General features: G+C 54.8%; 22 protein-coding genes. 13 read left to right on the forward strand and 9 right to left on the reverse strand.

Annotated features, from left to right (window positions below; translation table 11 throughout):
• Positions 1-93 precede the first annotated feature (93 nt).
• From HCZ99_RS10395 to pcaQ, 4 genes are all read right to left on the reverse strand, one after another.
• The gene (locus HCZ99_RS10395; RefSeq protein WP_167446916.1) at positions 94-1,485 is read right to left on the reverse strand and encodes a TRAP transporter large permease; all 1,392 of its coding nucleotides are present in this window, start codon (positions 1,483-1,485) and stop codon (positions 94-96) included.
• Positions 1,478-1,975, reverse strand: a complete 498-nt coding sequence (locus HCZ99_RS10400; RefSeq protein WP_167446917.1) for a TRAP transporter small permease — start codon at positions 1,973-1,975, stop codon at positions 1,478-1,480. The genes HCZ99_RS10395 and HCZ99_RS10400 overlap by 8 nt, the downstream gene beginning before the upstream one ends.
• A 91-nt stretch (positions 1,976-2,066) precedes the next feature.
• Positions 2,067-3,098, reverse strand: a complete 1,032-nt coding sequence (locus HCZ99_RS10405) for a TRAP transporter substrate-binding protein (RefSeq protein ID WP_167446918.1) — start codon at positions 3,096-3,098, stop codon at positions 2,067-2,069.
• Between the two features lie 252 nt (positions 3,099-3,350).
• Complete coding sequence (pcaQ, locus tag HCZ99_RS10410; RefSeq protein ID WP_167446919.1) at positions 3,351-4,292, reverse strand: pca operon transcription factor PcaQ; 942 nt, start codon at positions 4,290-4,292, stop codon at positions 3,351-3,353.
• 143 nt (positions 4,293-4,435) lie between these two features.
• On the opposite strand from pcaQ, the gene pcaD reads away from it, so the two are divergent.
• The 8 genes from pcaD to HCZ99_RS10450 all read left to right on the forward strand — a co-directional run bounded on the left by pcaD (position 4,436) and on the right by HCZ99_RS10450 (position 11,569).
• On the forward strand, positions 4,436-5,236 hold the full coding sequence (pcaD, locus tag HCZ99_RS10415; RefSeq protein WP_167446920.1) for a 3-oxoadipate enol-lactonase: 801 nt from the start codon (positions 4,436-4,438) through the stop codon (positions 5,234-5,236).
• The gene (pcaC, locus tag HCZ99_RS10420) at positions 5,229-5,657 is read left to right on the forward strand and encodes a 4-carboxymuconolactone decarboxylase (RefSeq protein WP_175581477.1); all 429 of its coding nucleotides are present in this window, start codon (positions 5,229-5,231) and stop codon (positions 5,655-5,657) included. The genes pcaD and pcaC overlap by 8 nt, the downstream gene beginning before the upstream one ends.
• Positions 5,658-5,661: 4 nt before the next feature.
• On the forward strand, positions 5,662-6,363 hold the full coding sequence (gene pcaH, locus HCZ99_RS10425) for a protocatechuate 3,4-dioxygenase subunit beta (protein ID WP_167446921.1): 702 nt from the start codon (positions 5,662-5,664) through the stop codon (positions 6,361-6,363).
• 3 nt (positions 6,364-6,366) lie between these two features.
• Positions 6,367-6,966, forward strand: a complete 600-nt coding sequence (pcaG, locus tag HCZ99_RS10430; protein WP_167446922.1) for a protocatechuate 3,4-dioxygenase subunit alpha — start codon at positions 6,367-6,369, stop codon at positions 6,964-6,966.
• Between the two features lie 152 nt (positions 6,967-7,118).
• A complete protein-coding gene (locus HCZ99_RS10435; RefSeq protein ID WP_167446923.1) occupies positions 7,119-7,973 on the forward strand; it encodes a CoA transferase subunit A in 855 nt (284 codons plus the stop codon).
• 14 nt (positions 7,974-7,987) lie between these two features.
• Positions 7,988-8,761, forward strand: coding sequence for a CoA-transferase subunit beta (locus tag HCZ99_RS10440; protein ID WP_167446924.1), 774 nt, complete (start codon positions 7,988-7,990; stop codon positions 8,759-8,761).
• Between the two features lie 63 nt (positions 8,762-8,824).
• Positions 8,825-10,030 (forward strand): 3-oxoadipyl-CoA thiolase, encoded by a 1,206-nt coding sequence (gene pcaF, locus HCZ99_RS10445; RefSeq protein WP_167446925.1) that lies wholly within the window; start codon positions 8,825-8,827, stop codon positions 10,028-10,030.
• A gap of 201 nt (positions 10,031-10,231) precedes the next feature.
• Entirely contained in the window at positions 10,232-11,569 is a 1,338-nt protein-coding gene (locus HCZ99_RS10450; RefSeq protein ID WP_167446926.1) for a 3-carboxy-cis,cis-muconate cycloisomerase, read from the forward strand.
• Positions 11,570-11,655: 86 nt separating this feature from the next.
• Here HCZ99_RS10450 and HCZ99_RS10455 read toward each other — a convergent pair whose 3' ends face one another.
• Positions 11,656-12,138: a GNAT family N-acetyltransferase gene (locus tag HCZ99_RS10455; protein ID WP_167446927.1), complete on the reverse strand. Its 483-nt coding sequence runs from the start codon at positions 12,136-12,138 to the stop codon at positions 11,656-11,658.
• Complete coding sequence (locus HCZ99_RS10460) at positions 12,135-12,857, reverse strand: TenA family protein (RefSeq protein WP_167446928.1); 723 nt, start codon at positions 12,855-12,857, stop codon at positions 12,135-12,137. The genes HCZ99_RS10455 and HCZ99_RS10460 overlap by 4 nt, the downstream gene beginning before the upstream one ends.
• Before the next feature lie 216 nt (positions 12,858-13,073).
• On the opposite strand from HCZ99_RS10460, the gene HCZ99_RS10465 reads away from it, so the two are divergent.
• From HCZ99_RS10465 to HCZ99_RS10475, 3 genes are all read left to right on the forward strand, one after another.
• Complete coding sequence (locus HCZ99_RS10465; protein ID WP_167446929.1) at positions 13,074-13,310, forward strand: YgaP family membrane protein; 237 nt, start codon at positions 13,074-13,076, stop codon at positions 13,308-13,310.
• A 261-nt stretch (positions 13,311-13,571) separates the two neighbouring features.
• The gene (locus HCZ99_RS10470) at positions 13,572-13,985 is read left to right on the forward strand and encodes a TIGR01244 family sulfur transferase (RefSeq protein ID WP_167446930.1); all 414 of its coding nucleotides are present in this window, start codon (positions 13,572-13,574) and stop codon (positions 13,983-13,985) included.
• A gap of 374 nt (positions 13,986-14,359) precedes the next feature.
• Positions 14,360-15,487, forward strand: a complete 1,128-nt coding sequence (locus HCZ99_RS10475; RefSeq protein ID WP_167446931.1) for a peptidase C39 family protein — start codon at positions 14,360-14,362, stop codon at positions 15,485-15,487.
• Between the two features lie 47 nt (positions 15,488-15,534).
• Here the strand turns inward: HCZ99_RS10475 and HCZ99_RS10480 are convergent, their stop codons facing one another.
• Positions 15,535-17,496 (reverse strand): GNAT family N-acetyltransferase, encoded by a 1,962-nt coding sequence (locus HCZ99_RS10480; protein WP_368484252.1) that lies wholly within the window; start codon positions 17,494-17,496, stop codon positions 15,535-15,537.
• A gap of 307 nt (positions 17,497-17,803) precedes the next feature.
• Between HCZ99_RS10480 and HCZ99_RS10485 the strand changes: the two genes are divergently transcribed.
• Together HCZ99_RS10485 and HCZ99_RS10490 are read left to right on the forward strand one after the other, a co-directional pair.
• A complete protein-coding gene (locus HCZ99_RS10485) occupies positions 17,804-19,849 on the forward strand; it encodes an autotransporter assembly complex protein TamA (RefSeq protein WP_254869570.1) in 2,046 nt (681 codons plus the stop codon).
• Complete coding sequence (locus HCZ99_RS10490; RefSeq protein WP_167446932.1) at positions 19,846-24,300, forward strand: translocation/assembly module TamB domain-containing protein; 4,455 nt, start codon at positions 19,846-19,848, stop codon at positions 24,298-24,300. The genes HCZ99_RS10485 and HCZ99_RS10490 overlap by 4 nt, the downstream gene beginning before the upstream one ends.
• 103 nt (positions 24,301-24,403) lie before the next feature.
• On the opposite strand, the gene HCZ99_RS10495 is transcribed toward HCZ99_RS10490, so the two are convergent.
• Complete coding sequence (locus tag HCZ99_RS10495; RefSeq protein ID WP_167446933.1) at positions 24,404-25,378, reverse strand: sugar kinase; 975 nt, start codon at positions 25,376-25,378, stop codon at positions 24,404-24,406.
• Between the two features lie 86 nt (positions 25,379-25,464).
• Positions 25,465-26,349: a MurR/RpiR family transcriptional regulator gene (locus HCZ99_RS10500; protein ID WP_167446934.1), complete on the reverse strand. Its 885-nt coding sequence runs from the start codon at positions 26,347-26,349 to the stop codon at positions 25,465-25,467.
• Between the last annotated feature and the right edge of the window lie 23 nt (positions 26,350-26,372).

Raw genomic sequence — 26,372 nt, forward strand, 5'->3', positions numbered from 1 at the left:
AGTTTACCGCGTTTTGGCGGTGATCAAAAGCAAAGCCCGCCAGCGGTGATGTTGATGTCGTGACGGACGGGCTTTGCATTGCATGTGTTCTGGCTATCCGCCCAGCAATGTTGGCACAAACAATGTCAGGGCCGGGATGAAGATCAGGATCAGGATGCGCACAATTTCCGCAGCAAAGAATGGCATCACACCGCGGAAGGTCTGGCTCATGGGGACACCCTCGGCCAGGGCATTAATGATAAAGACATTCAGCCCCACGGGTGGGGTTATCAGCCCCAGCTCCACGACAATCAGGGCCAGAATACCAAACCAGATTTTAAGATCTTCGGCCCCCATGCCATAGGCCGCGGTGGCCGCCGTTGCCCAATCGCCGCCATTGATGTCAACAAGGGCCGGCCAGAAGAACGGGATGACGACGACAATCATCGACAGGCTTTCCATGAAGCAGCCGAGAACCACCAAGGCCAACAACATCAAAACCATGATCATCCACGGATCAAGTCCGCTGGTGGCCGCCGCATCAGCCATATAGGCCGGAAGGTTGGCACGGCTAAAGAACCCTTTGAGGACTTCGGCGCCGAGCAGGATGAAGAAGATCATCGAGGATGTTACGGCGGTGTCTTTTAGGGCCTGGCGCAGGCCGGGCCATGTCAGGCCACCTTTGCCGCGAAGGCGCATATATCCGCCATAGAGCAAAATCGCGAACACACCGACACCGGCCGCAGGGGTTGGGGTAAACAAACCGGCCCCCAGACCCAAGATGATGGAGCCAAAAATCACCATCACCGGGATCAGGCGCAGCAATGCCTGTTTGCGTTCCGCCGGTGCCATCGGTTCGGGGATCGGGGCCAAGGATGGGTTGATGCGCACCTGAATGGCAATTACCGCCATAAAGAACAGGACCGCAATGATGCCCGGCAGAATGGCGGCCTGAAACATCTGAATGATGGATGCTTCGACCGTCACGGCATAAATCACAAGGGCAACAGAGGGCGGTATTAGAATGCCAAGCGTGCCGCCCGCCGCAAGGGTGCCGGTGGCAAGGCGCGGGGAATATTTCAGGCGGCGCAATTCAGGCAGGGCCACCTTGCCCATGGTTGATGCGGTCGCAAGCGATGATCCACATACCGCGCCAAACCCGGCACACGCACCAATGGCGGCCATGGCGACACCGCCGCGATAGCGGCCCAAAATGGCATTTACGCCCTGAAACAGATCGCGCGACAGGTTTGCCTGACTGGCAAGATAGCCCATCAGGACAAATAGCGGCACGACGGACAGTTCATAGTTTGAAACAATCCCATAGAGCAGAGATTTGAATTGCTGCAAATACGGATCAAAGCGCAGGAACGGGAAAAACAGGCTGAGCACATAATTGCCGCCAATGCCCACCCCGACCATGGCAAGGCCGACCGGAACGCGTAACGACAAAATAACGAATAAAAGGGCAAGGCCGCCAAGGCCGATAAGTTCGCGTTCAGACATGGGCTTCTCTTTCGAAAACCTGCGTTCCGGCAATCAGCGCCCATAGGAACATGGATAGGATGCCCGGCACATAGAACGGCCAAATCTGCCAGCCGAGAATGGCCGACAGGGTATTGTCGCTGCGGACTTCGATCAGGCCATTGATCATCATATAGCCAAGGAAAAGGGCAAGCAGCGTCATGCCGATGCCCGAAATGACATTGACCCCGCGCGCGACCCAAGACGGCAACATTTTGATAAAGACATCGACGGCGACATGGCCATGGCGTGCTTGGCAATAGGGGAAGAACATCAAGGCGGCCGAGCTTACGATCATGGTGACGAAATCTTCGTAGCCGATGATTGCCGGGACATTGGCATCAAACAGGCGGGCCAGTTTATCAAGGCCAAACGCCGTGACATTGACCATGGTGACGATGGAAATCATCAATGCAAGGACCCCGCCGACAATGGCAAACCAGACAGCGGCGGTATTGAGCACGTTTTTCATGGGGGAGAACCAAACAATCTTGCGGGGGGATATGGGATCACGCATCGATCAAGATACGTGACCCCACAAGATTTTCCAGCAACGTTGGATGTTACTTCGTATGAGCCAAAACGGCGGCCTTGGCGTCCTTGACCAGTTTCGCGCCGTCGATGCCGTTTGAGTTGGCTTCTTCGATCCAGCGATTGGCAACGGTTTCAGCCGGGCCATCAAAGGTGGCTTTTTGTTCTGGGGTCAGTTTCACAACCTGACCTTTGCCGTCATTGATCATTTTTTTGCCGACTTCTTCGACGTCATTCCAGACAGTGCCAATTTCAGCGGCAAAATCACGGCCGGAGTTCCGATCAATGATTTCCTTAAGGTCGTCAGGCAGGCTGTCATAGCGGTCCTTGTTCATGGCAAACAGGAAGGTCGAGGTGCCAAAGCGTGAATTTACACCTTCGCCTTCGACGGAATAGGACACCAGTTCAGCCAGTTTAAGCGGCGGGACAACTTCGAACGGTACCAAGCCACCATCCACCACGCCAAGCGACATGGCCTGTGGCAGATCGGGGACGGGCATGCCAACAGGTTCGGCACCCCATGCTTCGATCATCCAGGAACCGGTCCGGGTTGGCGTGCGCAGTTTTAGGCCCTTAACATCATCAACCGTGCGGACGTCCTTTTTGGTCAGGTGGATGGCCTGACCGGCATGAACATGTGCGGCAAGAACGTGAACGTCTTTGAGGTCCTCGGCGTAGGCGTCTTTCATGTCCCACATCGCAAGGTTGGTTGCGCGCGCATCACCAAGATGCACACCGGGAAGTTCAAACACTTCGAGGCGCGGGAAAACGCCCGGCGTATAGCCCGGCAGTGTCCAGATGATGTCGGCAACGCCGTCACGGACCTGACGATATAATTCTGGCGGTTTGCCGCCAAGCGACATGGACGGGAAGATTTCAAACTTGATGCGACCGTTTGATTCTTCTTCGATTTTCTTGGCCCACGGTTCGATCATTTTCGACTGAGCCGGTGCTTTGGGGCCCAGGAAATGATGAATGGTCAGGGTGACTTCCTGTGCGTGTGCGCCAAACGACACCATGGTCGCGACAGCAGCACCAGCCAGCAATTTGGTGATGTGTTTCAATTTTTCCTCCTTTGAACGTCTTGTCGCGTCATGACATCGACAAACGTTTTCGAAACGATGCGTATCTTGCGTACGAAGTTTTCCGAGTTCGTTTCTTATTCTTGTCGTTATTTTTGGGACGTTATTTTTGAACTGTTATTTTGAGGCTGGCGTGCGCTGTGCGCAATGCTGCCATGCCCAATTGCAGTCAATCTAAGCGGGTCGAGATGGTTATGTATAATGATATATAAGCGCCTATGCATAACTAAACGATTATGTTCCTCGGCTCGAAAGTGTTTTGTGATGGGTCGATGCTTCTTCGCGGACGGCGTTGATCAGCATTTCGACCGGCGGGGATACCGGGCTGTCAATTCGGGTGGTTAAACCGACTGGGCCAAAGGTGTCGCTGGTATCAATTGGCAGTTCGACCAAATTCCCCTCGGCGATGTCAGACGCAACCGCGCCATTTGAAATGATCCAGATCGCATCGGTTTCGCGGGTAAAGGCGCGGCCAAACGATGTTGAAACGGTTTCAATCCGGTCGGGCAGGGCACCAATGCCATGCGCAATCAGCATTTTATTCACCGTGGAATGAATGATCGCCTGTTTGGGCGGGACCAGCACGGTAAATTCGCGAATGCGGGTGATGTCGGGGTTTTTATCGGCCAATAACGGATGGCCGGGGCGCGCGACCAAGGAAATATGTTCGGAATAAAGATGGATGAACGATAAGCCCGACATTTGATCGGGTTCGGCCAACCGCCCGACGACAAGATCCAATTCACCAACGCGTAATTGCCCCATCAACATGACATTCGGGCCAGCCACAACCTTCACCGTGGTGTCGGGGCTTAATGCCTTAAACCGGCGGATGGCGGCGGGCATCACACTGGCCGCGACCGTGGGAAGAACCCCCAGATTGATCGATAACCCGCCTTGCATGCGCACTTGGCTGATGCTGTCGACCCCTTGGCGCAGGGCGGTGACACTGGCCCCGGCATAGCGCAAAAACACCTTGCCAAAATCGGTCAGGGTCACACCGCGTTTGGAACGGTCAAACAGGCGCGCATCAAGGTGTTCTTCAAGTTCGCGAAGGGTTTTTGAAACGGCGGGCTGGGTGATGGCCAATGTATCGGCGGCCTTGCCGACACTGCGTTGGCGGGCGACCTCAAGAAAACAGGTGAGGTGGCGGAACTTAATACGTTGGTCAAGCATGCTTCCCTGCGTTTTGTTGTTATGCGGTTCTTTTATTCATGCTCGTTTCATACTGATATAGTTATGCAAAATACGCAAATCCTCATTTTACATAACCAAAACCATCTGGGAATGTAGGGTCACATAAGCAGGGTGGAAACCAAATGAGTTTGCAAGTCGCCCCGGTCAACGGGACCCATATTCATTACGCCGAAACCGGCCCAAAAGACGGCCCGGTCTTGGTGCTTTCCAATTCGTTGGGCACGGATTTTCGCATCTGGAATGACGTTGTTACCGATCTTTCGGATCGCTTTCACATTGTGACCTATGACAAGCGGGGCCATGGGCTTTCGGGTGTGGGGGACGCGCAATATGATTTGGCATTGCATGGCAATGATTTGATCGGGTTGCTGGACTATTTGGGCCTTGATCAGGTGATTTTGTGCGGGCTTTCAGTTGGTGGATTGATTGCGCAACACGTGGTGGCCACACAGCCCCACCGGGTACGTGGTTTGATCCTGTGTGATACCGCGGCAAAACTTGGCGATTATGACGGTTGGAATAGCCGGATTGAGGCGATTAAAGCCGACGGCATTGCGGTTTTGGGCGACGCAATTATGGAACGGTGGTTATCCGCCGATTACCGCGCAAACCGCCCATTGGAAACCGCGATGTATCGCGACATGTTGGTGCGCACGACGCAGGCTGGATATATCGGCACCTGTGTGGCGCTGCGTGATGGGGATTTGCGCGACGCGGCGGGCAAAATTTCGGTTCCGACCCTGTGTGTCTGCGGATCAGAAGACCTTGCAACGCCGCCCGATGTGGTGCGCGCAACGGCGGACATGATCCCGAATGCGACATTTGAATTGATTGACGGGGTTGGGCATTTGCCGTGCCTTGAAACCCCGGAATTACTGGCCCGGTTAATCAACCGATTTATCAAGGAGAACAACCTTGTCTGAGAACCGGTATGACATCGGCATGAAGACCCGCCGGTCCGTTTTGGGCGATGCACATGTGGACCGCGCATCGAAAAACGTCACCGAAATTGACGAAGGGTTTCAACGCTATATCACGGAAAATGTGTGGAATGGTGTTTGGACCAGCGACAACTTTACCAAGCGCGAACGGTCGATTGTGACCATCGCCCTTTTGGCCGGTCTTGGTCATGAAGAAGAATTGGCCATGCATATTCGCGCCACCCTGAATACCGGGGCAACGCGCGACGATGTCCGTGAAACGTTGATGCATGTTGCGGTCTATGCCGGTGTTCCGGCGGCCAATACGGCATTTCGCATTGCCAAACAAACCTATGCCGAGATCGACGCGGCCGACAAGGCTGCCAAGGCTGATAAGACCGATAAGGCCGATAAGGGAGAGTAGCCACATGTCCAGCTTTAAACCGCGTGATTGGGGATCGCACGCCCCCTATATCGCACCAGGATATAAATCGACCATCCTGCGCGGCCCAACGCGGCCCTTGGTCGCGATCAAACCCGGTTTGACAGAGGGCACCGGCCCGCGTTTTGCCCCGGCGGCGGTGCGCAAACTTGATTTCGACCTGACCAAAAATGGTGTGACGAATGGCGAACCGATCGGCGAGCGCATTGTGGTGCATGGCCGGGTAACCGATACCGATGGCCGCCCGCAGCCCAACCTTGTTGTTGAGGTTTGGCAGGCCAATGCGGCCGGGCGTTATGTGCACAAAGTAGATCAGCATGACGCGCCGCTGGACCCGAATTTCCGTGGATCAGGGCGCTGCATCACGGATGCCAATGGCAATTACATGTTCTATACGATCAAGCCGGGGGCTTATCCGTGGGGCAATCATTTCAATGCGTGGCGGCCAAACCACATTCACCTGTCGCTGTTTGGGCCGGGCTTTGCCACGCGGTTGGTGACGCAGATGTATTTCCCCGGCGATCCGTTGTTGGAACTTGATCCCATTTTCCTTGAGACCAAAGACCCGGTCGCGCGTGAACGTCTGATTTCCAAATTCTCGCTTGATAAAACCGAGGAGGGCTTTGCCCTTGGATATCAGTTTGACATTGTCCTGCGCGGACGCAACGCCACCCCGATGGAGAATTAAGTTATGGCATATGGTGAAACCCCTTCGCAGACGGTTGGTCCGTATTTCGCCTATGGCTTGACCCCCGGGCAATATGGGTATGACTTTACCGATATTGTGGACCCGACCATTGCCGGGCCGGATGCCGAGGGCGAACATATCCGCATTACCGGCACCGTTTATGACGGTGAAGGCAATCCTGTGAATGATGCGATGATTGAGATTTGGCAGGCGGATGCCAACGGCGTTTACAACGACAATCCGATTGATGTTTCCGATACCGGGTTCCGCGGGCTTGGTCGTTGTGGCACGGGTACGGATGCCAATAACCGGTTCTGGTTTGATACGGTAAAGCCCGGTGTCGTCGAAGACGCACACGCCCCGTTTGTCAACGTGATTGTCTTTATGCGCGGCATGTTAAGCCACGCCTTTACCCGGTTTTATTTCGATGACGAGGCAGACCGCAACGCCAAGGATGCGGTGTTGCAATCGGTCCCAGAAGACCGCCGCGACACATTGATTGCCAAGCGCAACCAAACGTCATCAACCAGCCCCGCCGGGATTGAATACCGGATTGATATTCACATGCAAGGGGATCGGGAAACCGTGGTTTTTGACGTGTAAATCGATCTGGCGCGATGGCTGTGTTTGCTGCTGTGGGAAAGCCAGTCATCACAGCCATCGACCTTTTATGTCTGATTTTCTGACGCAGCGCGGTCTTTGACCCGGCGTTTGTTCTGTTTCGTTTTGTTGGTTTGACACCACAGGAGTTTGCCGTGGTTGCACGTTTCATGACGCTTAAAGAAGCTGTCGCATCCTGCGTTAAGGATGGGGATACCATCGCGATGGAAGGGTTCACCCATCTGATCCCGCATGCCGCCGGGAATGAAATCATCCGTCAGGGGATCAAGGATTTGACCCTGATCCGGATGACGCCCGATATGATTTATGATCAGCTGATCGGGGCGGGCTGTGCCAAGAAACTGGTGTTTTCATGGGGCGGTAATCCCGGTGTTGGATCGTTGCATCGCCTGCGCGAAGCCATTCAGGACCATTGGCCCCACAAACTTGAGATCGAAGAACACAGCCACGCGGCAATGGCGAATGCCTATGACGCGGGGGCGGCGGGCCTGCCCTGTGCGGTGTTTAAGGGATATCGCGGGGCGGAATTGCCGCGCGTGAACAAAAATATCAAATTCATCGAATGCCCATTTACGGGTGAAAGGCTGGCGGCGGTGCCATCGATCCGCCCGGACGTGACGGTTGTGCATGCCCAGAAAGCCAACAAAAAGGGTGATATTTTGTTTGAAGGCATTGTCGGTGTGCAAAAAGAGGCGGTTTTGGCCGCCCAGAAATCGATCATCACGGTTGAGGAAATTGTCGATGATTTCGGTGATGTTTCGCCCAATGCCGTGATGCTGCCCAATTGGGCGGTGACCGCGATTGTCGAGGTGCCCGGTGGGGCGCATCCATCATATGCCCAAGGATATTATAAGCGCGACAACGCGTTTTATAAGGCGTGGGACCCGATTGCGCGTGATCGTGAGGCGTTTAAAGCCTGGATCGAAGAACATGTGATGAATGGTGGCCCCGAAGATTTCGCGGCCAAACGCGACGCAAACAAGGCCTGAGCGGAGAAAAGATCATGGTTGACTATAGCCCGACTGAAATGATGACGGTATCCGCTGCGCGCGCGCTCAAAAACGACGATGTGTGCTTTGTCGGTATTGGGATGCCGTCCGCGGCCTGTAACTTGGCCCGACTGACCCATGCGCCGGAACTGACCCTGATTTATGAAAGTGGCACGATTGGCACCAAGCCCGATGTGTTGCCACTATCCATCGGCGATGGGGAGCTTTGCGAAACCGCGATGAATACGGTCGCGGTGCCGGAAATGTTCCGCTATTGGCTTCAGGGCGGTAAGATTTCGGTCGGGTTCTTAGGGGCCGCCCAGCTTGATAAATATGGCAATATCAACACCACGGTGATTGGCGATTACGACAATCCCAAAGTGCGCCTGCCCGGTGGGGGCGGGGCGCCGGAAATTGCGACCAGTTGCGGCGAAGTTTTTATCGTCATGAAGCAAAGCAAGCGCGGCTTTGTCGAGAAGATCGATTTTGTCACGTCGCTTGGTCATGGGACGGGCGGGGAAGACCGCGCATCTTATGGGGTTGAGACCAAAGGCCCGTCGCGTTTGATCACCGATCTTTGCATCATGGAACCCCACCCGATGGGGAAACAATTCATCGTGACGTCGATCCATCCGGGGGTAACGCGCGAAGATATCATCGAAAATACGGGTTGGGACGTTGAATTTGCCGATGAAGTTGCGCAAACTCCGATCCCGAACGAAAACGAATTAAGCGTTTTACGCGCATTGCATGCCCGGACCGCCAAGGCCCATGAAGGCCAGCAGTAAGGTGCATGCCAACAAAAAGATGAGCAGTATGATTTTGAAATGCTGCAAATAAGGATCAGGAAAATGGCTGACGCATATATTTGCGATTATATTCGCACCCCGATTGGCCGCTTTGGCGGTTGCCTGTCGCAGGTGCGCACCGATGATTTGGGGGCGGTTCCGCTTAAGGCGTTAATGGATCGCAATCCCGGTGTTGATTTTGGCGCGGTGGATGACATCATTTTTGGTTGCGCCAATCAGGCGGGCGAAGACAACCGCAATGTGGCGCGCATGGCGTCGCTTTTGGCAGGCATGCCTGAAACCGTTACCGGGACTACGGTCAACCGTTTGTGCGGATCGGGTATGGACGCCATCATTATGGCTGCGCGCGCGATCAAGGCCGGTGAAGCCGATTTGATGATTGCGGGCGGTGTTGAAAGCATGTCGCGTGCGCCGTTTGTCATGCCAAAGGCAACTTCGGCCTTTTCGCGTAATGCGGAAATCTTTGACACGACGATTGGCTGGCGGTTTGTGAACCCGGTGATGAAAAAGCAGTACGGCGTGGAATCCATGCCCGAAACCGGTGAAAACGTGGCCGAGGATTTCAATGTATCGCGCCAAGATCAGGACGCCTTTGCCGCCCGATCACAGGATAAGGCGGTTGCGGCCCAAGAAAACGGTATTCTGAGCGAAGAAATCACCCCGGTCAGCATCCCCCAACGCAAAGCCGATCCGGTGATTGTCGATCAGGATGAACATCCGCGTCCGGGCACCACGGCCGAAAAACTGGCGAAATTGCCCACCCCGTTCCGCGAAGGTGGTTCGGTGACAGCGGGCAATGCATCGGGTGTCAATGATGGGGCAGCGGCCCTTATTATTGCGTCTGAGGCCGCCATTGAGAAATACGGCCTGACACCGATTGCCAAGGTGGTTGGTGGTGCGACGGCGGGCGTTGCGCCGCGTATTATGGGCTTTGGCCCGGCACCGGCCAGCAAGAAGCTTTTGACGCGGTTGGGGTGGAGTATTGATCAGCTTGATGTGATTGAGCTGAACGAAGCATTTGCATCGCAAGGATTGGCGACGTTGCGTGACCTTGGCATTGCTGATGATGATGCGCGGGTGAACCCGAATGGCGGGGCGATTGCGCTGGGCCATCCGTTGGGGATGTCTGGTGCACGCATTGCCGGGACCGCCGCCCTTCAGCTTAAACGCAGTGGCGGGAAATACGCGCTGGCGACGATGTGCATTGGGGTTGGTCAGGGCATCGCGATTGCGCTTGAAGCGGTTTAAGGCCGATTGAGTTTTAAAAGCCAAGCCTGTCGCCGGTTTAAACGCGACGGGTTTGGCTTTTTTCGTTCGCCATCGGGCTTTTTGATCAATAAGGTTGGCGTTCAATGCATCGGCCCATAAAATCATGGGTGCCTTTGAGCCGTCGAACTGATTTATCGCCTGTTTCCTTTCGTGCCTGTTTACCGTGGTGGATACCGCCTGATGACCATTTCGCCATTTGATTCCGCGCTGCTTGGTGACCTTTTTGCCGATCCTGAAATTGCGGCCCTGTTTGATGACAGCGCACAGATCGCATCGATGTTGCTGTTTGAATCGGCCCTGGCATCGGCGCAAGCACATGCGGGGCTGATCCCCGATGAAAGTGCGCGCAAAATCGCCGAAATATGCCGCGATTTTCAGCCCGACCCGGCATCCTTGGCGGCGGGGACAGCACGTGCGGGCGTTTCGGTGCCCGCCTTGGTCAAGGCGCTTAAGGCCGAAATTGGTGTGGAGGATGCGCGCTTTGTCCATTTTGGGGCGACCAGTCAGGATGTCGTGGATACCGCACTTGTGTTGCGGTTGCGCGATGTGGTGTCGATCATTCGCCGCCGCATTCGCAAATTGGCCAAGCTGCTGTCGACCCATGCTGAGACACATCGCAACACGGTGATGATGGGCCGAACCCGATCCCAACAGGCGGTGCCGACGACATTTGGCCTTAAGGCGGCGGGATGGTTGGCGCCGTTGGTGCGGATTGATCGGCGGATTGAAGGGCTTTCGCAGGATTTGCTGCGTTTATCCTTTGGCGGGGCGGCGGGGACGTTGGCGTCCCTTGGTGCCAAGGCGGCAGAGGTTGAAAGCAATCTGGCCGAGGAACTTGAACTTGAAACCAGTGACATGCCATGGCACGCGCAGCGCGATGTTTTGGTCGATTTTGCCGCGCAGTTAACAGCGTTAACCGGGGCGCTGGGTAAGATGGGACAGGACCTTGTTTTGCTGGCGCAATCGGAAATCGCCGAGGTTCAGCCGGGCAAGGGCGGTGGATCATCGACCATGCCGCACAAATCCAATCCGGTTCAGGCCGAAATGCTGGTGACCTTGGCACAGTTTAACGCCGGGCAATTGGGCGTGTTTAGCCAAGCACAGGTTCATGCGCATGAACGCAGTGGATCAAGCTGGCTTTTGGAATGGTTGACTTTGCCGCAGATGATTATGGCCGCGGGGACGGCGTTGGCGCAGGCGGTGGATATAGTGCCGAATTTGAAAATCAATGCCGACCGGATGGCCGAAAACCTTGATCTTTCGCGTGGGGCAATGTTGGCAGAGGCGGCGACATTTGCCCTTGCCGATCATGTCGGGCGGGACGCAGCCGAAACGCTGGTGAAGGATGGCTTGGCAAAATCGGCCGAAAACGCGACAAATCTGTTTGATGAATTGCCCAAATTGACAGATGCGCCGTTGGATTGGGCGGCGTTGCGCGATCCGGCGAATTATGTTGGGCAATCAAATGCCTATATCGACCGGGTGGTTGCGACGGCCAAGCGCGGATTGCGTGAATAGGCCATCGGTTCGGGTTGCGCGAAGATGATAAAGAGGCTGCTTTCGGGCGGACTTTTTCTTTGGATGTATCGCGGTTCTTTGGCGGCTTAGCTTTCTGCGCGCAGGTTCTTTTCCATTGCGTAATTATGAATGGGTACACCGGCCACTTCAAAGTCGCGGCGTTGAATGACCGTAAATCCACGTTTAAGCAGGAAGCTTTTGGCAAGTTCGCTGGCTTCGACATAAAGCCGGGTCAGGTTATCTGCGGTGGCCTTGGCTTCGATCGCGTCATAAAGCATTGCGGCAACACCGGTTCCCGCGACATCGGGATCGGCATATAGAAATTCGATATGGCCGTCAGATTCCAGATCGCCAAAGGCCAGCACTTTGTCGTTGGTATTTACCGCGACAAAACCGGTGCGCCCATCCCCCATCATGTCCGTCAGGCGATCCGCCGTTGGGGTTAGATCCGCCCAAACTGCGACTTGTTCGGGGCTATAGCGAAGCACGCCAAGTTCGGTGACCGCACGGCGGTAAATCACGCGCATTTGGGCCGCGTCATCGGGTTTGAAAGTACGAATGGTCGTCATTCTTGTGCAGCCCACGCGGTATCAAAGAACGCGACTTCAAGGGATGTGGCCTTGCGGAAATGGTCAAGGCATTGCGCACGTTCATCGGCATTCAAATCAGGCCCATATTGATCAAGCTGGCCATTTAGATACGCAATCACGCTTTCGAAATATGTGCCGACATGAAGATCAAGCCATTCGTAATACCAAAAATCAGCCGGGCGTTCGGCGATGGCTTTATTCACCCGATCCGCCCAGCCAAGATAGGTGCCCTCGGCCACGGCCAACACGGCGAGCATATTGGTGTATGACGTGCTTTCGCTGGCATCGCGCATCAGTTGCTTAAATCCCGCAGTGGCAGGCCAGTCGGCGGGTTGGTTGCGGTCGTCATCGGTGACGCCAAGGGCGCTAAAGCTGCGTTCGAAATAGGTGTTTTCCGCCCCGGTCAGGACCGCCAAAAACTGACAACCCGGAATGCGGTCCTTGAGCGTTGGCGCACGAGACACCGCCGCAGCCAAAAGGGCAACGAACCGGTCGATAAAGCGATGATCCTGAATAAGGTAGTTTTTAAGATTGGCCTGGGGCAGGGCGGCAGCCCCCCATGCATCGGTAAAGGGATGATGCGTGACCCGTTTCCAATCATCGGCAACAGAGGCCTTTAGCCAGTCGGAAAATGTGCCCGATGGGTTCGTTTCAAGCCAGATCGGAAAGTCATCAAGCGTCGCGGTGAGCGTGTTCATGGGGCATGGTTTCCAATTTGAAAATTTATCCTCTTTTGCCATGAAGACAGACATACGACAAGAATAGCGTCCTGAGGTTTGCCGATTTTTCAACGCGTTAGCGCGCCTGTTCGTGCGCGATATTTTGATGCTAGATTGCCAAATCGCAATGTAAACCATTATTTCATGATGTAATAATTATAGGATGTTTTAACCCAAGAAATCAGGATGCAAAAAATGAAAAATGTTGGTGGATTTGATCGTGTGCTTCGACTGGTTGTCGGACTGGTTTTGATCGCCGTGCCGTTTGTGATGGCGGCACCAGAAAGCGGGATTGTTGCATTTGGTGCATATGGCTGGGTGATGGTGGCGGCGGGTCTTGTGGCGCTGTTAACAGCGGCATTTGGATTTTGCCCGCTTTATCGTGTGCTCGGTGTGCAGACCTGTTCGGTGCGCAGCAAAACAGCCAACTAAGCCCGTCCTTAATGATGGTCGTTATCTGCCCCGTCGTGATGTGCTGGACCCGTGATTGGTTTGGCGCGTCGTGCGGGCAGGGCGGGGGGAAACGTTCAAACCTAAAAATTGATCGTGTTTGACCCTGTTTTCGTTCTGTTTTCTGTTGGTTTTCGTTTCTGGCGGTTGCCATCGCCGCCAGATAATGGCATCGGTTATTGGTACCGCAATAAAGGGACGGGTGTTTTGCGTCCCATGGCCATGAAGAACGGAAAGACAAACATGAAACGACTGAGTGATGAGCTGACCGTATCGCCGCAATTGCCCATTGAGGCCATTGACGAGGTTGCCAAGGAAGGGTTCAAAACCATCATTTGCAATCGCCCCGATAACGAAGACCCGGGTCAGCCATCCTTTGCGGAAATTGCCGCCAGGGCCGAAAGCAATGGCATGAAAGCGATTTTCCAACCCGTCGCCAGTGGCAATGTTTCCGATGCCGACGCCGATGCGTTTGCCGCCAATCTTAAGGCCGCGGAAAAGCCTGTGTTTGCCTATTGCCGCAGTGGAACGCGTTGCACGATCCTGTGGTCCTTGGCCAGTTCGGGCAGCCTTCCGGTTCAGGATATTATCAAATCAGCATCCGATGCCGGATATGATATGTCGCCCTTGATGGCGCGTATTGCTGCACGCGGTTGACGTTTTTGGGATGGGGCGTTTAGACGCCCCGTCTTAGCCCCGCAGGCCGCATCAGCCAACAGCCACCAGCCATCACGCACCATCCACCGTCGGCCGACCGCACATCATCCACCATCATGCACCATCGGCCACTCTCACTTGGCCACCGAAGCTTGCCACTAGCAACTTTGTCCTCGCGCCGTGCTGTTGCGTCATGCGCGAAGAGCCTTCTGGCCATCGCATAAACGCGCGGCACGCCTTCCGAAAATGCACTATCGCTTTTTTGGGTTTCGTGACGATATGAAGGGATGACATGCGGTTGCATGGGGCATTTGCCGTGACGTCGTTTTATGAATGCTGCGATGTTGCGGCATTGAGGGTGTGAAGGTGCGAATTTGGGCCAAGCTGATGATTGCGGCGTGATATTTCGATTAGCAGATGACCGGGATATTGATGCCCTGTGTCAGATCGAAAGTGTTTCCTTTGACGTTGATCGGTTGAACCGCCGGGCGTTTAAACGCTTTGTCGGCAGTGAAACCGCGCGCCTGTGTGTCGCCGAAATCCACGGCGTGGTTGTTGGCTACGCGGTGGTGATTTTCCGGCGCAATGTGGCGCTGGCACGGCTATATTCGGTGGCGGTGGCACCGGATCATCGAAGGATGGGCATTGGGCGTGCGCTTGTTGCACAGGCCGAGGACCTTAGCCTTGATTTTGGGGCACCGATTTTGCGTCTTGAAGTCGCACAGGGCAACAAAGATGCCATCGCGCTGTTTCATGGCAAGGGATACCAAGAATTCGCGCTGTATCCCGATTATTATCCCGATCATTCCGATGCGCTGCGCATGGAGCGGGTTTTGGTCCCCCATGCCATGCGGTTGCCATCCCCGATCCAGTTTTATCACCAGACTTTGCCATTTACCTGTGGGCCAGCGTCGTTGATGATGGCGATGAATGCGCTTGATCCATCGGTTGAGATGGACAGAAGCCTTGAGATCGCCCTTTGGCGCGAAGCCACAACGATTTTCATGACGTCCGGGCATGGCGGGTGCGGGCCGTTGGGTTTGGCCTTGGCAGCAGATCGGCGGGGCTTCGCGGTTGAGGTTTTGCGCAGCCGTGACGGCCCGATGTTTGTTGATTCTGTGCGCAAACCCAAAAGCCGGGAAGTGGTCGAACTGGTGCACTATGATTTTGCCCAGCAGATCGAACAGGCCGGTATTCCCGTGAGTGTCGGGCCGTTTGGTGTGGCGGATATTGAAAACCGGATGCGCGAAGGGCAAATGGCGCTGGTTTTGATCAGTCAGTACCGCATTTACGGCGATAAAATTCCCCATTGGGTGGTCGTGTCGGGCTTTGATGACCGGTTTGTGTATGTTACGGACCCCGATATTGGTGATGACCATGATCCGTTTACGGGCAGTGATTGCCTGTCCTTTCCGATCCTGCGCCATGAGTTTGATCTGATGGCGCGCTATGGCCGGGATAAATTGCAGGCGGCTGTTTTTGTGCGCAAAAAAGCCGGGTGATCATGGTGTTGATCCCCGGCCTTTGATCTCATGTGGTTGTTGCGCGTTTACGGGCGGGCGATCTTGCCCAGAAGGTGGGCGATGATGCGCCGGTAAAGCTCCATCCCCAGAACGGCATCTTCGACGCCGCCATCGATGTTGGGGTTGTCATTCACCTCGATCACCATCGGGCCTTGTGGGGTTTGTTTCATATCCACACCATAAAGCCCGTCGCCCATCAATCGTGCCGCGGCAAGGGCGGTTGTCACGATGTCTTCGGGGGCGTCTTCGATGGCGACGGTTTCAAATCCGCCTTCTTCGTAACTTTTGCCGTCATCTTCGTGTTTGACGATCTGCCAGTGGCCCGGTGCCATGAAATAGCGGCTGGCAAAGATGGCTTCGCCGCCCAAAACCCCAATGCGCCAATCAAACGTGGTTTCGACATATTCCTGAATGACCAGCAATTCCGAGTTTTTAAACATCTCGGTGGCGACTTCGGACAGATGTTGCGGTGATTTGACCTTGCGCACACCGCGTGAGAAGCAGCCGTCAGGTACCTTAAGGACCGACGGGAAGCTAAATTGTTCGCCGATTTCACCAATGCGGCGTTTATCAAAAATCGCACTTTTGGGCGCCGGAATGCGGTGGGTGCGCAGCAATTCAGCCAGATAGACCTTGTTGGTACAACGCAGCATCGAGTCCGGGTCGTCAATCACCGGAATGCCTTCCTTTACCGCCCGTTTGGCAAAGCGATAGGTGTGATGATCAAGGGCGGTGGTTTCGCGGATCAACAGCGCATCAAATTCCGAAAGATGATGGAAATCCTTTGCCGTGATCAGTTCGGCACGCGCGCCAAGGTCGGCGGCGGCCTGAACGAAAAGGGCAAGGGCGTCTTTGTCTGACGGTGGCATGACTTCATCGGGATCGTGCAAGATCGCGACCAAGGCGGTTGGTTGGGTGACGTTGCCCTGTTTGCGGACACGGCCGCGCAAATAGGCCCGCAAGGCGGCTTCAAACTCCGTGATGTTTTCGGTGCCGAGCTGGCTTAGCGACGGGGCTTCGATTTCGCGCAAGGATACTTTGCCGTCCTTGTTGGTCAGATGCAGGCGCAGGATCGGGCAGCGGAACTGATCAAATACCCGTTGGGCGATGTGACGAAACCGTTTGTCGTGGCTGCGGCCAAAATAGATATCAACGTGGGTTGGCTGATCGCCGGGTTTTGTCAGGGCGTCGACAATTTGTGGGCTAAGATCAAGACGGGCGGCCTTTTGCAGGCGTTTCCAGTTGAGATCGAGCAAGACGTCGGCCTCGGGGATGACGCGTTCGGCCCGTGCGGCGGCCAGCAGGCTGCAATAATAGCCGCGCGACAAATATTCGTAAGACCGGCACAGGTTAATCACACGCCGATTACGTACCCCATGATCCAGTGCAAGGTAATCACGCACCCGCATGACGCGCGCACCCGATACCGCAAAGGGCAGGTCAGACAATCGATCAACCAAAATAAGCGGCGCGCCAGTTGAAACCGCAGGCGATTTTTCGGCAATCACATCATAAAGATCATGCTGCAATCGGATGCCATCGCCCCCATCTTCATAATATCCGGGCAGGTCGGAAACTTTTTGGTATCCGTGGCGTTCGTATAATGCACGTGCCGTATCATTTTCGATGCGGACTTCAAGGCGGATGCGATGGCATCCGGCGTCGATGGCAAAGTTTTCCAACCCGGCCAGAAGTTGCGTGCCAAGGCCAATGCCGCGCCATTCGTTTGAAATTGCGAGAGAATAAATTCGTGCCGTTACCGTATTTTCGCGCAACAACAATAATCCATAGCCGACCACGTTGGGATGATCGCTATCCCCGGCATCGGCGACCAAAAGGCGGGCCGAGCTGCCGCGCAGAAACCGCAAAAAGGATGCGCGCGAAATGCGATCACTTGTGAAATTGTTTGTTTCAAGCGCGCAAAGCCCATCGATATCGGCGGGCATGGCATTGCGAAGAATAACGGCATTGGACTGGGTCGAAGCCACGTGGTGGTTCTCCTGCAAATGGGGGCAGCTTATGAAGTGTACTCAACCCGCGGTACGCTTAATATGTTTTTCTGACAAGTGCGTTTACGGTTCATAGCCATGCCATTTTTACATGCGATTTGGCATGAAGGGTCTTCTACCTGTACAGTCGTTTAAAGCAGGGTGTTTTCAGATATCTGATTTAAAAATTGCACAAATACCAAACTGCGATATGACCATATAAGATTGAACATAACAGATCGAAAATCGATCACCATAAAACCGCGCGAAAAGCCGGTTGGGCCGCAGCAAAAGGATACCACGTTTTTTGACCGACTACATGTTCCGCAACTTCCGGTGTAATCGCCGACGCGCAGCATTCATCCCGCTTTTGATGGCGGGCACGTTGCTTGCGGGCTGTTCGTCAGATGACGGCATATCGGGCTTTGGGTTTGGTTCCGATGGCGCGGTACAGCATAATGATTTGCGCACCACGGTTCCCTATAGTGTGGAACTGACCGGGATTGATCCGCATGAAGAAAAACTGATCGAAAGCCTGAACGAAACAAGCACCGCACGCAGGTTGCAATCCCAACCGCCCGGATCACGCGCAGGCCTGCAACGCCGTGCCGAAGATGATCTTGAACGGTTTCAGGCGGTGTTGCGGTCAAACGGGTTTTATGACGCCGAAATCACCTTTGATATCGAAGAAAAAGAGGCTTCCGGAACCGCACAAGTGTCTGATGACGGTAGCGATACCGATAATGACGCCGATAGCGATGCAGATACCAAGTCCAACACCGACACTGGCAATTCCGATACGGATGCCGCGGACGGTGATCAGGAAAATAGCGATACCGTGGCGGGATCAGATGCCCCCAAACCGGTTGTCCTGACCTATCATGTTGATCCGGGAACGCCGTATTTGCTTGATGGGGTGACGTTTAAAACCACCTATACTGATAAGGTGGTCGAGCGCGCGGCAACGGATGCGGAGCTTGAACAAATTCATTTGGAAATCGGGCAGCGTGCGCGTGCAAACCCGATCATTTTGGCCGAACAATTTGGTGTGGATGTGCTGCGCCAAGATGGTTATCCGTTGGCCAAGGCCGGGGATCGCAGGGTGGTTGCCAATACGGCCGAAAAGACCCTGTCGGTGACATATGCATTTGATGCTGGCGCACAGGCCAATTTTGGCGCGGTCGAGGTAAAAGGGGCCGAGGAAGTCGACCCTGATTTTATTGCCGGATATCGCAGCTGGGGCCCGGGGCAAAAATTCAATCCCGATGAAATCAGAACCACGCGTCAGGATTTGGCAAAATCGAACCTGTTTGACAGTGTGGTGGTAAAGCCAGTTGGACCGGTTGGTGAAACCGGTGAAGTGCCCATCGAAATCACCGTGGTCGAGCGCAAGCATCGTTCTGTCGGGGGCGGGGTGAACTTTTCGACCGCCGATGGTCCGGGTGCGAATGCGTTTTGGGAACACCGCAACCTGTTTGGGCGGGGCGAGAAACTGCGCCTTGGCATTGAGGCATCGGGCCTTGAGCAGGGGTTAACTGCCGAGTTCCGTAAGCCGCAATTTTTGCGTCGGCGTCAGGCGCTTGTCGCGGAAAGTAACGCCAAAAACCATGATACGGATGCCTATCAGGGGACATTGTTCGATAACTTTGTCGGGGTTGAACGCAAACTTGGTGAAAACTGGTCGGGCACCTTTGGGGTGACGGCGGAATATTCCGACCTGACCGGGACAGATTCCCCCAACGAGCAGTTTTATCTGGGCGGTTTGCGCGGCATTTTAAAACACGACAATACGGATAATCCCCTTGATCCCACAGAAGGCAACCGTTTTGAAATCAATGTGTCGCCCTATGTCGGCCTGAATGATTCCAGCACAAGCTTTACGTCTGTATCGCTGAGCGGGTCGCAATATCTTTCGATTGATGATGACGGTGATTACGTCATGGCGGCGCGTGCGCGGACCGGGACGATCATTGGTGAAGAGCGCGGCAATTTGCCATCAAACAAACGGTTCTATTCCGGCGGTGGTGGATCGATCCGTGGGTATGAATACCAAAAGGTCGGGCCACTGGCCGAGGACGGTGATCCACTTGGTGGGCGGTCGGTCTTGGAAGTCGGGTTTGAATTCCGTGCCCGCATTACCGAAAGTTTCGGCATCGTGCCCTTTATCGAAGGGGGCAACGTATATGAACGCAGTGAGCCCGGCGATATTTCATTGCTGTGGGCGACCGGGCTTGGTTTCCGGTACTACACGGCCGTGGGGCCGCTGCGTTTTGATATCGCCGTACCGCTTGATAAACGTGAAAATGTTGATGACGACTATCAGTTCTATATCAGTCTGGGGCAGGCGTTTTGACCAAGTCTGATCCCACATCCCCAAGGCCACGCAAGTCCCCCCGTAAGGGCAAGCCAAACGGTTCGAAGCGCCAACTGAATAAGTGGGCGCGCCGAAGTGCGATTGCGGTTGGTGGCGGCGTTGTGCTTGTACTGGTCGGTGTTGGCATTGCTGGCACCGGGCCGGTTTTGCGCGCCATTACGCCGATGATCAACGAAACCGTATCGGGCGCAACCGACAGCCAGTTTGAATTGGGCCGGGTTGAGGGCAGCATTTGGACGGGCTTGCAGCTTGATCATGTGTCGATGTCGCGTGCGGTGGATGGGTTTGATCTGGACCTTGGCAATGTTGTGTTTGACTGGTCGCCAAGTGCGTTGTTTGGCGGGAAGTTAAAGGTCAACCGGCTTTCGGTCGCACAGACACATGTGATCTTGCCCGACGGATCGGCACCCAGCACCCCCGATGCGCCCGAAGACGAAGATAGTTCCGGTTTTTCACTGCCAATCGAAATTGCCATTGATGATGTGGCGTTTGACGAAATTGCGGTTGTTGATCCGGTCACGGGCAAAAGCTTTTTATACGGTCTTCAGGCCAGTGCGGCGGCGGGCAGTGACCTTTCGGGCAAGGCCAAGCTTGATCTAAAACCGCTTGATGGTGGGACGGATCGGTTGGCGGTTGATCTGGATTTCGATGGTCCCGAACAGCGCCTGCGCGCCGAAATTGACGGCGAAATTGATCGCAATGGCATTGTCATGACGCTGGCGGGGGTTGATCCAGAAAGTGCGGCCGATATTACCGTTTCGCTGAATGGGAAAGGGCCTGCCAATGATTGGCGGGGCAAGATTGACGTGGCTGCACGCGGATATGCGTCGCTGAACGGCGATATTGGTGTGCAGCTGTCATCAGAACGCGTTGATTTTGGCTTTGATGGCGATCTGGACCCGCTTGAAAAGATTGCGGACCAATTGCCAGAGCCATTGCGTAGCGCCATCACGCTTGGCGTTACCGGCGCGTTTGATCTTGATGAAGAACAGCTTTCATTTGAACGGCTGTCGGTCGTTCAGCCGGGCACATTGGATGTGTCAGGCACGGCGGATATTGATTTGGCCGATGAGCAGGTTAAGGCACAAATCGCGGCCCATGTTGATCCGGCCCTGTCATCCCTGATGGACGATCAGGTGGGCTGGGATGGGCTTAACCTTGATGTGTCAGCCGATGGTGATTTGGCCCTGCCGACGTTGGTGGTCAAACTAAACGGGCAAAATATCACCACACCGGTTTCAACGATTGATCGAGTAACCGCGACCGCCAATGTTGAAGGAAAATCGAGTTTTGACGGGGATTTAGCCGCGAAACTTGCCGTCATGACCGAAGGTGCCAAATGGCAGGATGAAGGCCTTGGCGCGATTATCGGATCATCCCCGGAAGCCACGATTGATGCCACGATTGCATCGGACTTTTCCAAAATCCTTATCGATCAGTTGGCGGTCAAAATGCCGGGTGTTTCGGTAAAGGGGCAGGCGGAACTTGATGATGCCATGGCGGTTTCTGATGCCAATTTGACGGTTGATGCCGCAGACCTTTCGGTATTTGCGCCGATTTCGGGGATGGATTTATCCGGGCAGGGTGAAATCACGCTTTCGGATGGGGCATGGTCAGCCGACAAGGGCGGTCAATTTGATGTTGCCGTTACCGCAAACAAAGCCGGATTTGGCATTTCGGATCTGGATCGGATTGTCGGCCCGTCACCGGTTATTTCGGGCGCGGTCACGATCAGCCCGGCATTGGATATGCTGGTCGACCTTGATCAGGTTGAAACCGCGATGATTGGCGGGACGGCCAAGGTGAACCTGACCGATACATTTGCGCAGATGGCGATTGATGCAAATCTTGATGTGGCGCCGGGCACTGTGCCGCCCGGTATTGGTGTTGAAATTGCACCGGCCACGCTTGCCATTGATCTTGATGGCCCGACAGCGGCCCCGGCAGGGGTGATCAACCTGACTACGGCAAAGGTTGATGCCGCGGGGCAGGTTCTTCGGGATGTGAAACTTACCAGCAAGATGCAATGGTCGCCGCAATCGGTGTTGTCCTTGAACAACAAAGTTAAGTTTGCGCGCGGCAAAAATACCTATGACCTTGCGGCGAATGTGGTGTTGCCAAGTGACGCCCTTCGGGTTGAGGCGATTTCACTGCGCGGCGGGCAGATTGACCTGCGCGGGGGAATTACCCTGCCAGATTATAGTGTGCCGATGCGCGGTGAGTTAAAGCTATCAAAGCTTTCGGCAGTGGCGCTGTCGGAGTTTGGGGTGCCGTTTGCCAATGGCGAAATGAGTGCGGATATCGGGTTTAAGCCCGAAAGCGGCACGCAAACGGTTACGATTAACGCGACCGCCAAGGGCCTGCGTATGGATGCGCAAGCGGGCGAAGACGCGATCCGGCTTGAAGATATTGATCTTAGCGGGACCGTGCGCAACGCATTTGATACGCCAAAGATCGATGCGACGCTGAATGGCAAGGATATTTTTGCCAGTGACGTTGCGATCAAGACGATTACGGCGAAGCTAAACGGCGGTTTGGATGCGCTTGATTTGTCGCTGGACACCGACGGGACGTGGCAGGCCAATGTGCCGATCAGCCTTGAAGCCGATACGCGCATTGCACTTGGCGATGATATTCGGGTAGATGCCAGCACGTTTAATGCAAACATTGCCGATCAGGTGATCAGCCTGCGTAAGCCGCTTACTTTTGTTCAGAAAAGCGACGGCGGGCAGCAGCTTGACGCGGACCTGAATGTGGGCAGTGGGCATTTAACTGCGGTGCTGGATCATAAGGCAAAGAAGCTGATTTCAGCCGATGTCACCCTTGATGCGCTTAAGCTTGGCCCGTGGGGTGCCATTGCCGGGTTTGATGGCCTGGATGGGACTGCGACCCTTTCGGCGAAATTGGATGAAAAACCCGGCCAGCAACCAAGTGCATCAATCAAGGGTGAAATCACCGGGATTACGGCCAAGGCCGCCCGGGGTATTAAGCCGCTTAAGATGGATTTGGATGTGCGCCTGAACGAGGGCGAGTTGGCCGGTAAGGCATTTTTGGGCAATGATAATGCCCAGATATTGACGGCCAATGGGACAATGCCGCTGGCGATTTCGGTCCTGAAACAGGAATTTAGCCCGAATATGTCAGCCCCGGTTGATGGGTCGGTGCGCCTGGATGGTGAAATTGCTGAGTTCTGGCCCTATGTCCCGGCCCCTGATCATTCCCTTTCGGGCAATATCAAAATGGCGCTGGATGTATCGGGGCGTTTGGATGATATCGCGTGGCAGGGCAATATCGCGCTTGCCGATGCGCGGTATGAAAACCTTGAATATGGCACGATTATCGATGCCATCACCCTTGATGGGACGTTTGATCAGGATGGGCTTTCGATCCCGTCGATCACGGCAAATGATGGCGGGTCGGGCACGCTTGATGGTTCGGTGGATTTGGCCTTAAACCAAGGGTCGATGGTGAAATATGATGTCGCGTTGAAGCTGGTGAATATGGCGCTGACGCGTAAGGATGAGCTGCAAATGTGGGCCGATGTCGATACATCTGTCACCGGCAGCGAAGAAAAAGCAGACATCAAAAGTACCGTCACCCTTCAGCGCGGCGAAGTCGATATCAGCTTGGCGTTGCCGGAATCGGTTCCGACCCTTGATGTTGTGAACTTGCCCGACGCCGGCGAAACACAAGAAGCCAAAGAAGAAGCCGAGGAACAAGGCGGGTTTGTTGGCAATCTGGACGTGACGGTGAATATTCCGGGGCGTCTGTTCGTGCGCGGCAAGGGGCTTGATTCCGAGTGGGGTGGCAACCTTGATATTTCGGGCACCACCGATGATCCACGTATTGTCGGCAAGCTTTCAGCCCTGCGCGGGCAGCTTGATATCATTGGCAAAACCTTTGTCGTGAAAGATTCCAACATTACGTTTTCGGGCGGATCGCCCCCCGATCCGTTACTTGATATCAAGGGTGTCTATTCGACGTCTGAGCTTGAGGTGACGGCTGGTTTCCGTGGTCCTTCGAGTGATCCCGAACTGGTTTTGACGTCTAACCCGTCCTTGCCAGAGGACGAAATTTTGTCGCAGGTTCTGTTTGGTAAATCGCAAGGCAGCCTGAGCGCGATTGAGGCCGTGCAGCTTGCCAGTGCGCTGAGCGAACTGTCGGGCGACGGTGGTGGGCTTGATGTGGTCGGCAGTGTGCGCCGGTTTATCGGGGCGGATGTTTTGCAGGTCGGGGGTGGCGAAGACGGCCCCGAAGTGAAGCTGGGTAAATATCTGACCGATGGGGTTTATGTTGGCACCAAGGCCGGTTCCACGCCGGGGTCAAGCGGGGTTGAGGTCGAAATTGAATTGACCCCGAATATCAGCGTGACCAGCGAAACCACCGAGATCGACAGCAAGGCCGGCATTCAGTATCGGCTGGATTACTAAGGCACGCGTGCTGCGTCAGGTGATTGATGAGGAAAGCTAGCCCATTCCTTGGAGATCGAGTTGGTTTCCAAGGAATGGTTTTTTGGGCGCGGGGCGCGCGACGCTAGGCGAAGGTCAGGTCGCTGATGTCGACCAAGGCGCCGTGACGGCAAATCACCCGACCGGCAACTTTTTGGGCAATTTCAATGGCCTGTTGTGTCGTCTTGCCATGTGCCTTGGCCCCCAGGAAGGCGCCATTAAATGAATCGCCCGCCGATGTCGTATCGACAATGTCGGTTATCACCGGGGGCGCAATGGTGCCGATGTCGCCCTTTTGGCTGGCAAAGGTCGTTGGATCGCCACCCGATTTTACAATGACTTCCGATGCGCCAGCATCAAGCCAGCGTTTGGCTGTGTCGTGCGGTGAAGCATCGCCAAACAGGGCCGCGTCATCATCAAAAGTCGGAAGCATCGTATGGCATAGCGGGGCGATTGCATCATAGGCGGCAATTGCGGTTTGGTCATTGGCCCAAAGACGCGGGCGGTGATTGGTATCAAAGTAAACTTTGCCACCTTGATCGGCGAAATCACGCGCCAGCTGGATCATTTTTTGACGATCTTTATCCGACAGGATCGCCAACGTAATTCCCGACAGATAGATGCCATCCATCTGGCCAAAGGCGTTTCTGATTTTGTCATCATGACCATCAGAGAGCATCTGCTTGGCGGCGGCATTGGCGCGCCAATAGGAAAAGCTGCGTTCCCCCGCCGCATCGGTTTGGATGGCATAAAGGCCGGGCAATGCCCCGTCAATCTGGCGGACAAGGTCGGTTGCAATGCCGTCTTGTTGCCAGGCATTTAGCATCGCGTCGCTATAGGCATCTGTGCCAAGTGCGGTGATGTAGGATGCCGTGTTCGCGTTGGCATCCTTGCTGGCATTTGTGGTTTGTTGATCAAGCAGCTGGGATGTGCGCGCCATATAGGTCGCTGCATTTAACGTATCCCCGGCAAAGCCAAGTTGTGCAGAGCCAAAAATCGCATCGGGTTTTGATCCCGACAGTTCGATCATGCATTCACCGATAAAGGCAATATGGGGCATGTGGGGACCTTTGATTTAAGACGTGATTTTGGGCGTGATGCAGGGTGTTGTTCTGGGTGCGGCCAAGGTGGGATGATATGGCGCGATCAGTCGCCAATCGGCTGGCGGCCCGTTGGGGGATTGATGGTCAGCAGGGAAGACCGGATGCGGCGCAATTTTTCTTTGGCCTGATTGGGCATGCGGCGCGCAACAGCGGTGGCGATCACATCAATCGTTGCCAGAAAAGCATGGCGCGTGGCCGTCGGTTTATAGATATCGGGGTTTTCAGGCATATCAATCGCCACGACCAGATCACTTTCGGCGGCAAGCGGGCTATCGGGGTGTGTCAGCGAAATGACTTTCGCTCCGTATTGGCGTGCAATGGCAGCGGAATGGATCAGTTCGGTCGGGCGGCCGCTGGTGGAAATGGCAAACACCACATCGTCCGGACCAAGGGTCGAGGACAACATGCGTTGCAGATATCCATCACTTTGCGATTGTGCTGGAATGCCAAGGCGGAAAAATCGGTTGGCGGCATCAAAGGCCACCGTGGTCGAACCGCCGCCCACACCAAAGAACGCAATTTGGCGGGCCTTGGCCAAAATATCGGCGGCTTGGTCAATCTGGTCAGACGAAATCTGATCGCGCAAGAGACGCAGGTTATCAATGATCACGCCCAGAACGTGGTTGGATAAAACGTCGGCAGCGGTCGTGTCGTCCGAAATGTCGTCCGGGGTCAGGTATTGGATACTGACTGCAAGGTTTTGCGCCAGACGCATCTTGAAATCACGAAACCCGTCACATCCCAAAGTGCGGCAAAACCGGATCACGGTTGGTTCGCTAACCCCAATGTTTTTGGCAAGATCCGAAAGGGCAATGGTGGTTACCGCTTCGAGATGGTCGCTGACATAATCGGCAACCTGTTGTTCCCGGTTCGGGAATTTGCCCGATTGGCTGCGCAACAAGCTGATAATGTCGGCGGTCGGTTGCATGGGGATATCCGGTTCTGTGAAAA

Origin of the sequence: Thalassospira lucentensis (assembly GCF_011806425.1) — a bacterium.
In the GTDB taxonomy this organism is placed as follows: domain Bacteria; phylum Pseudomonadota; class Alphaproteobacteria; order Rhodospirillales; family Thalassospiraceae; genus Thalassospira; species Thalassospira lucentensis_B.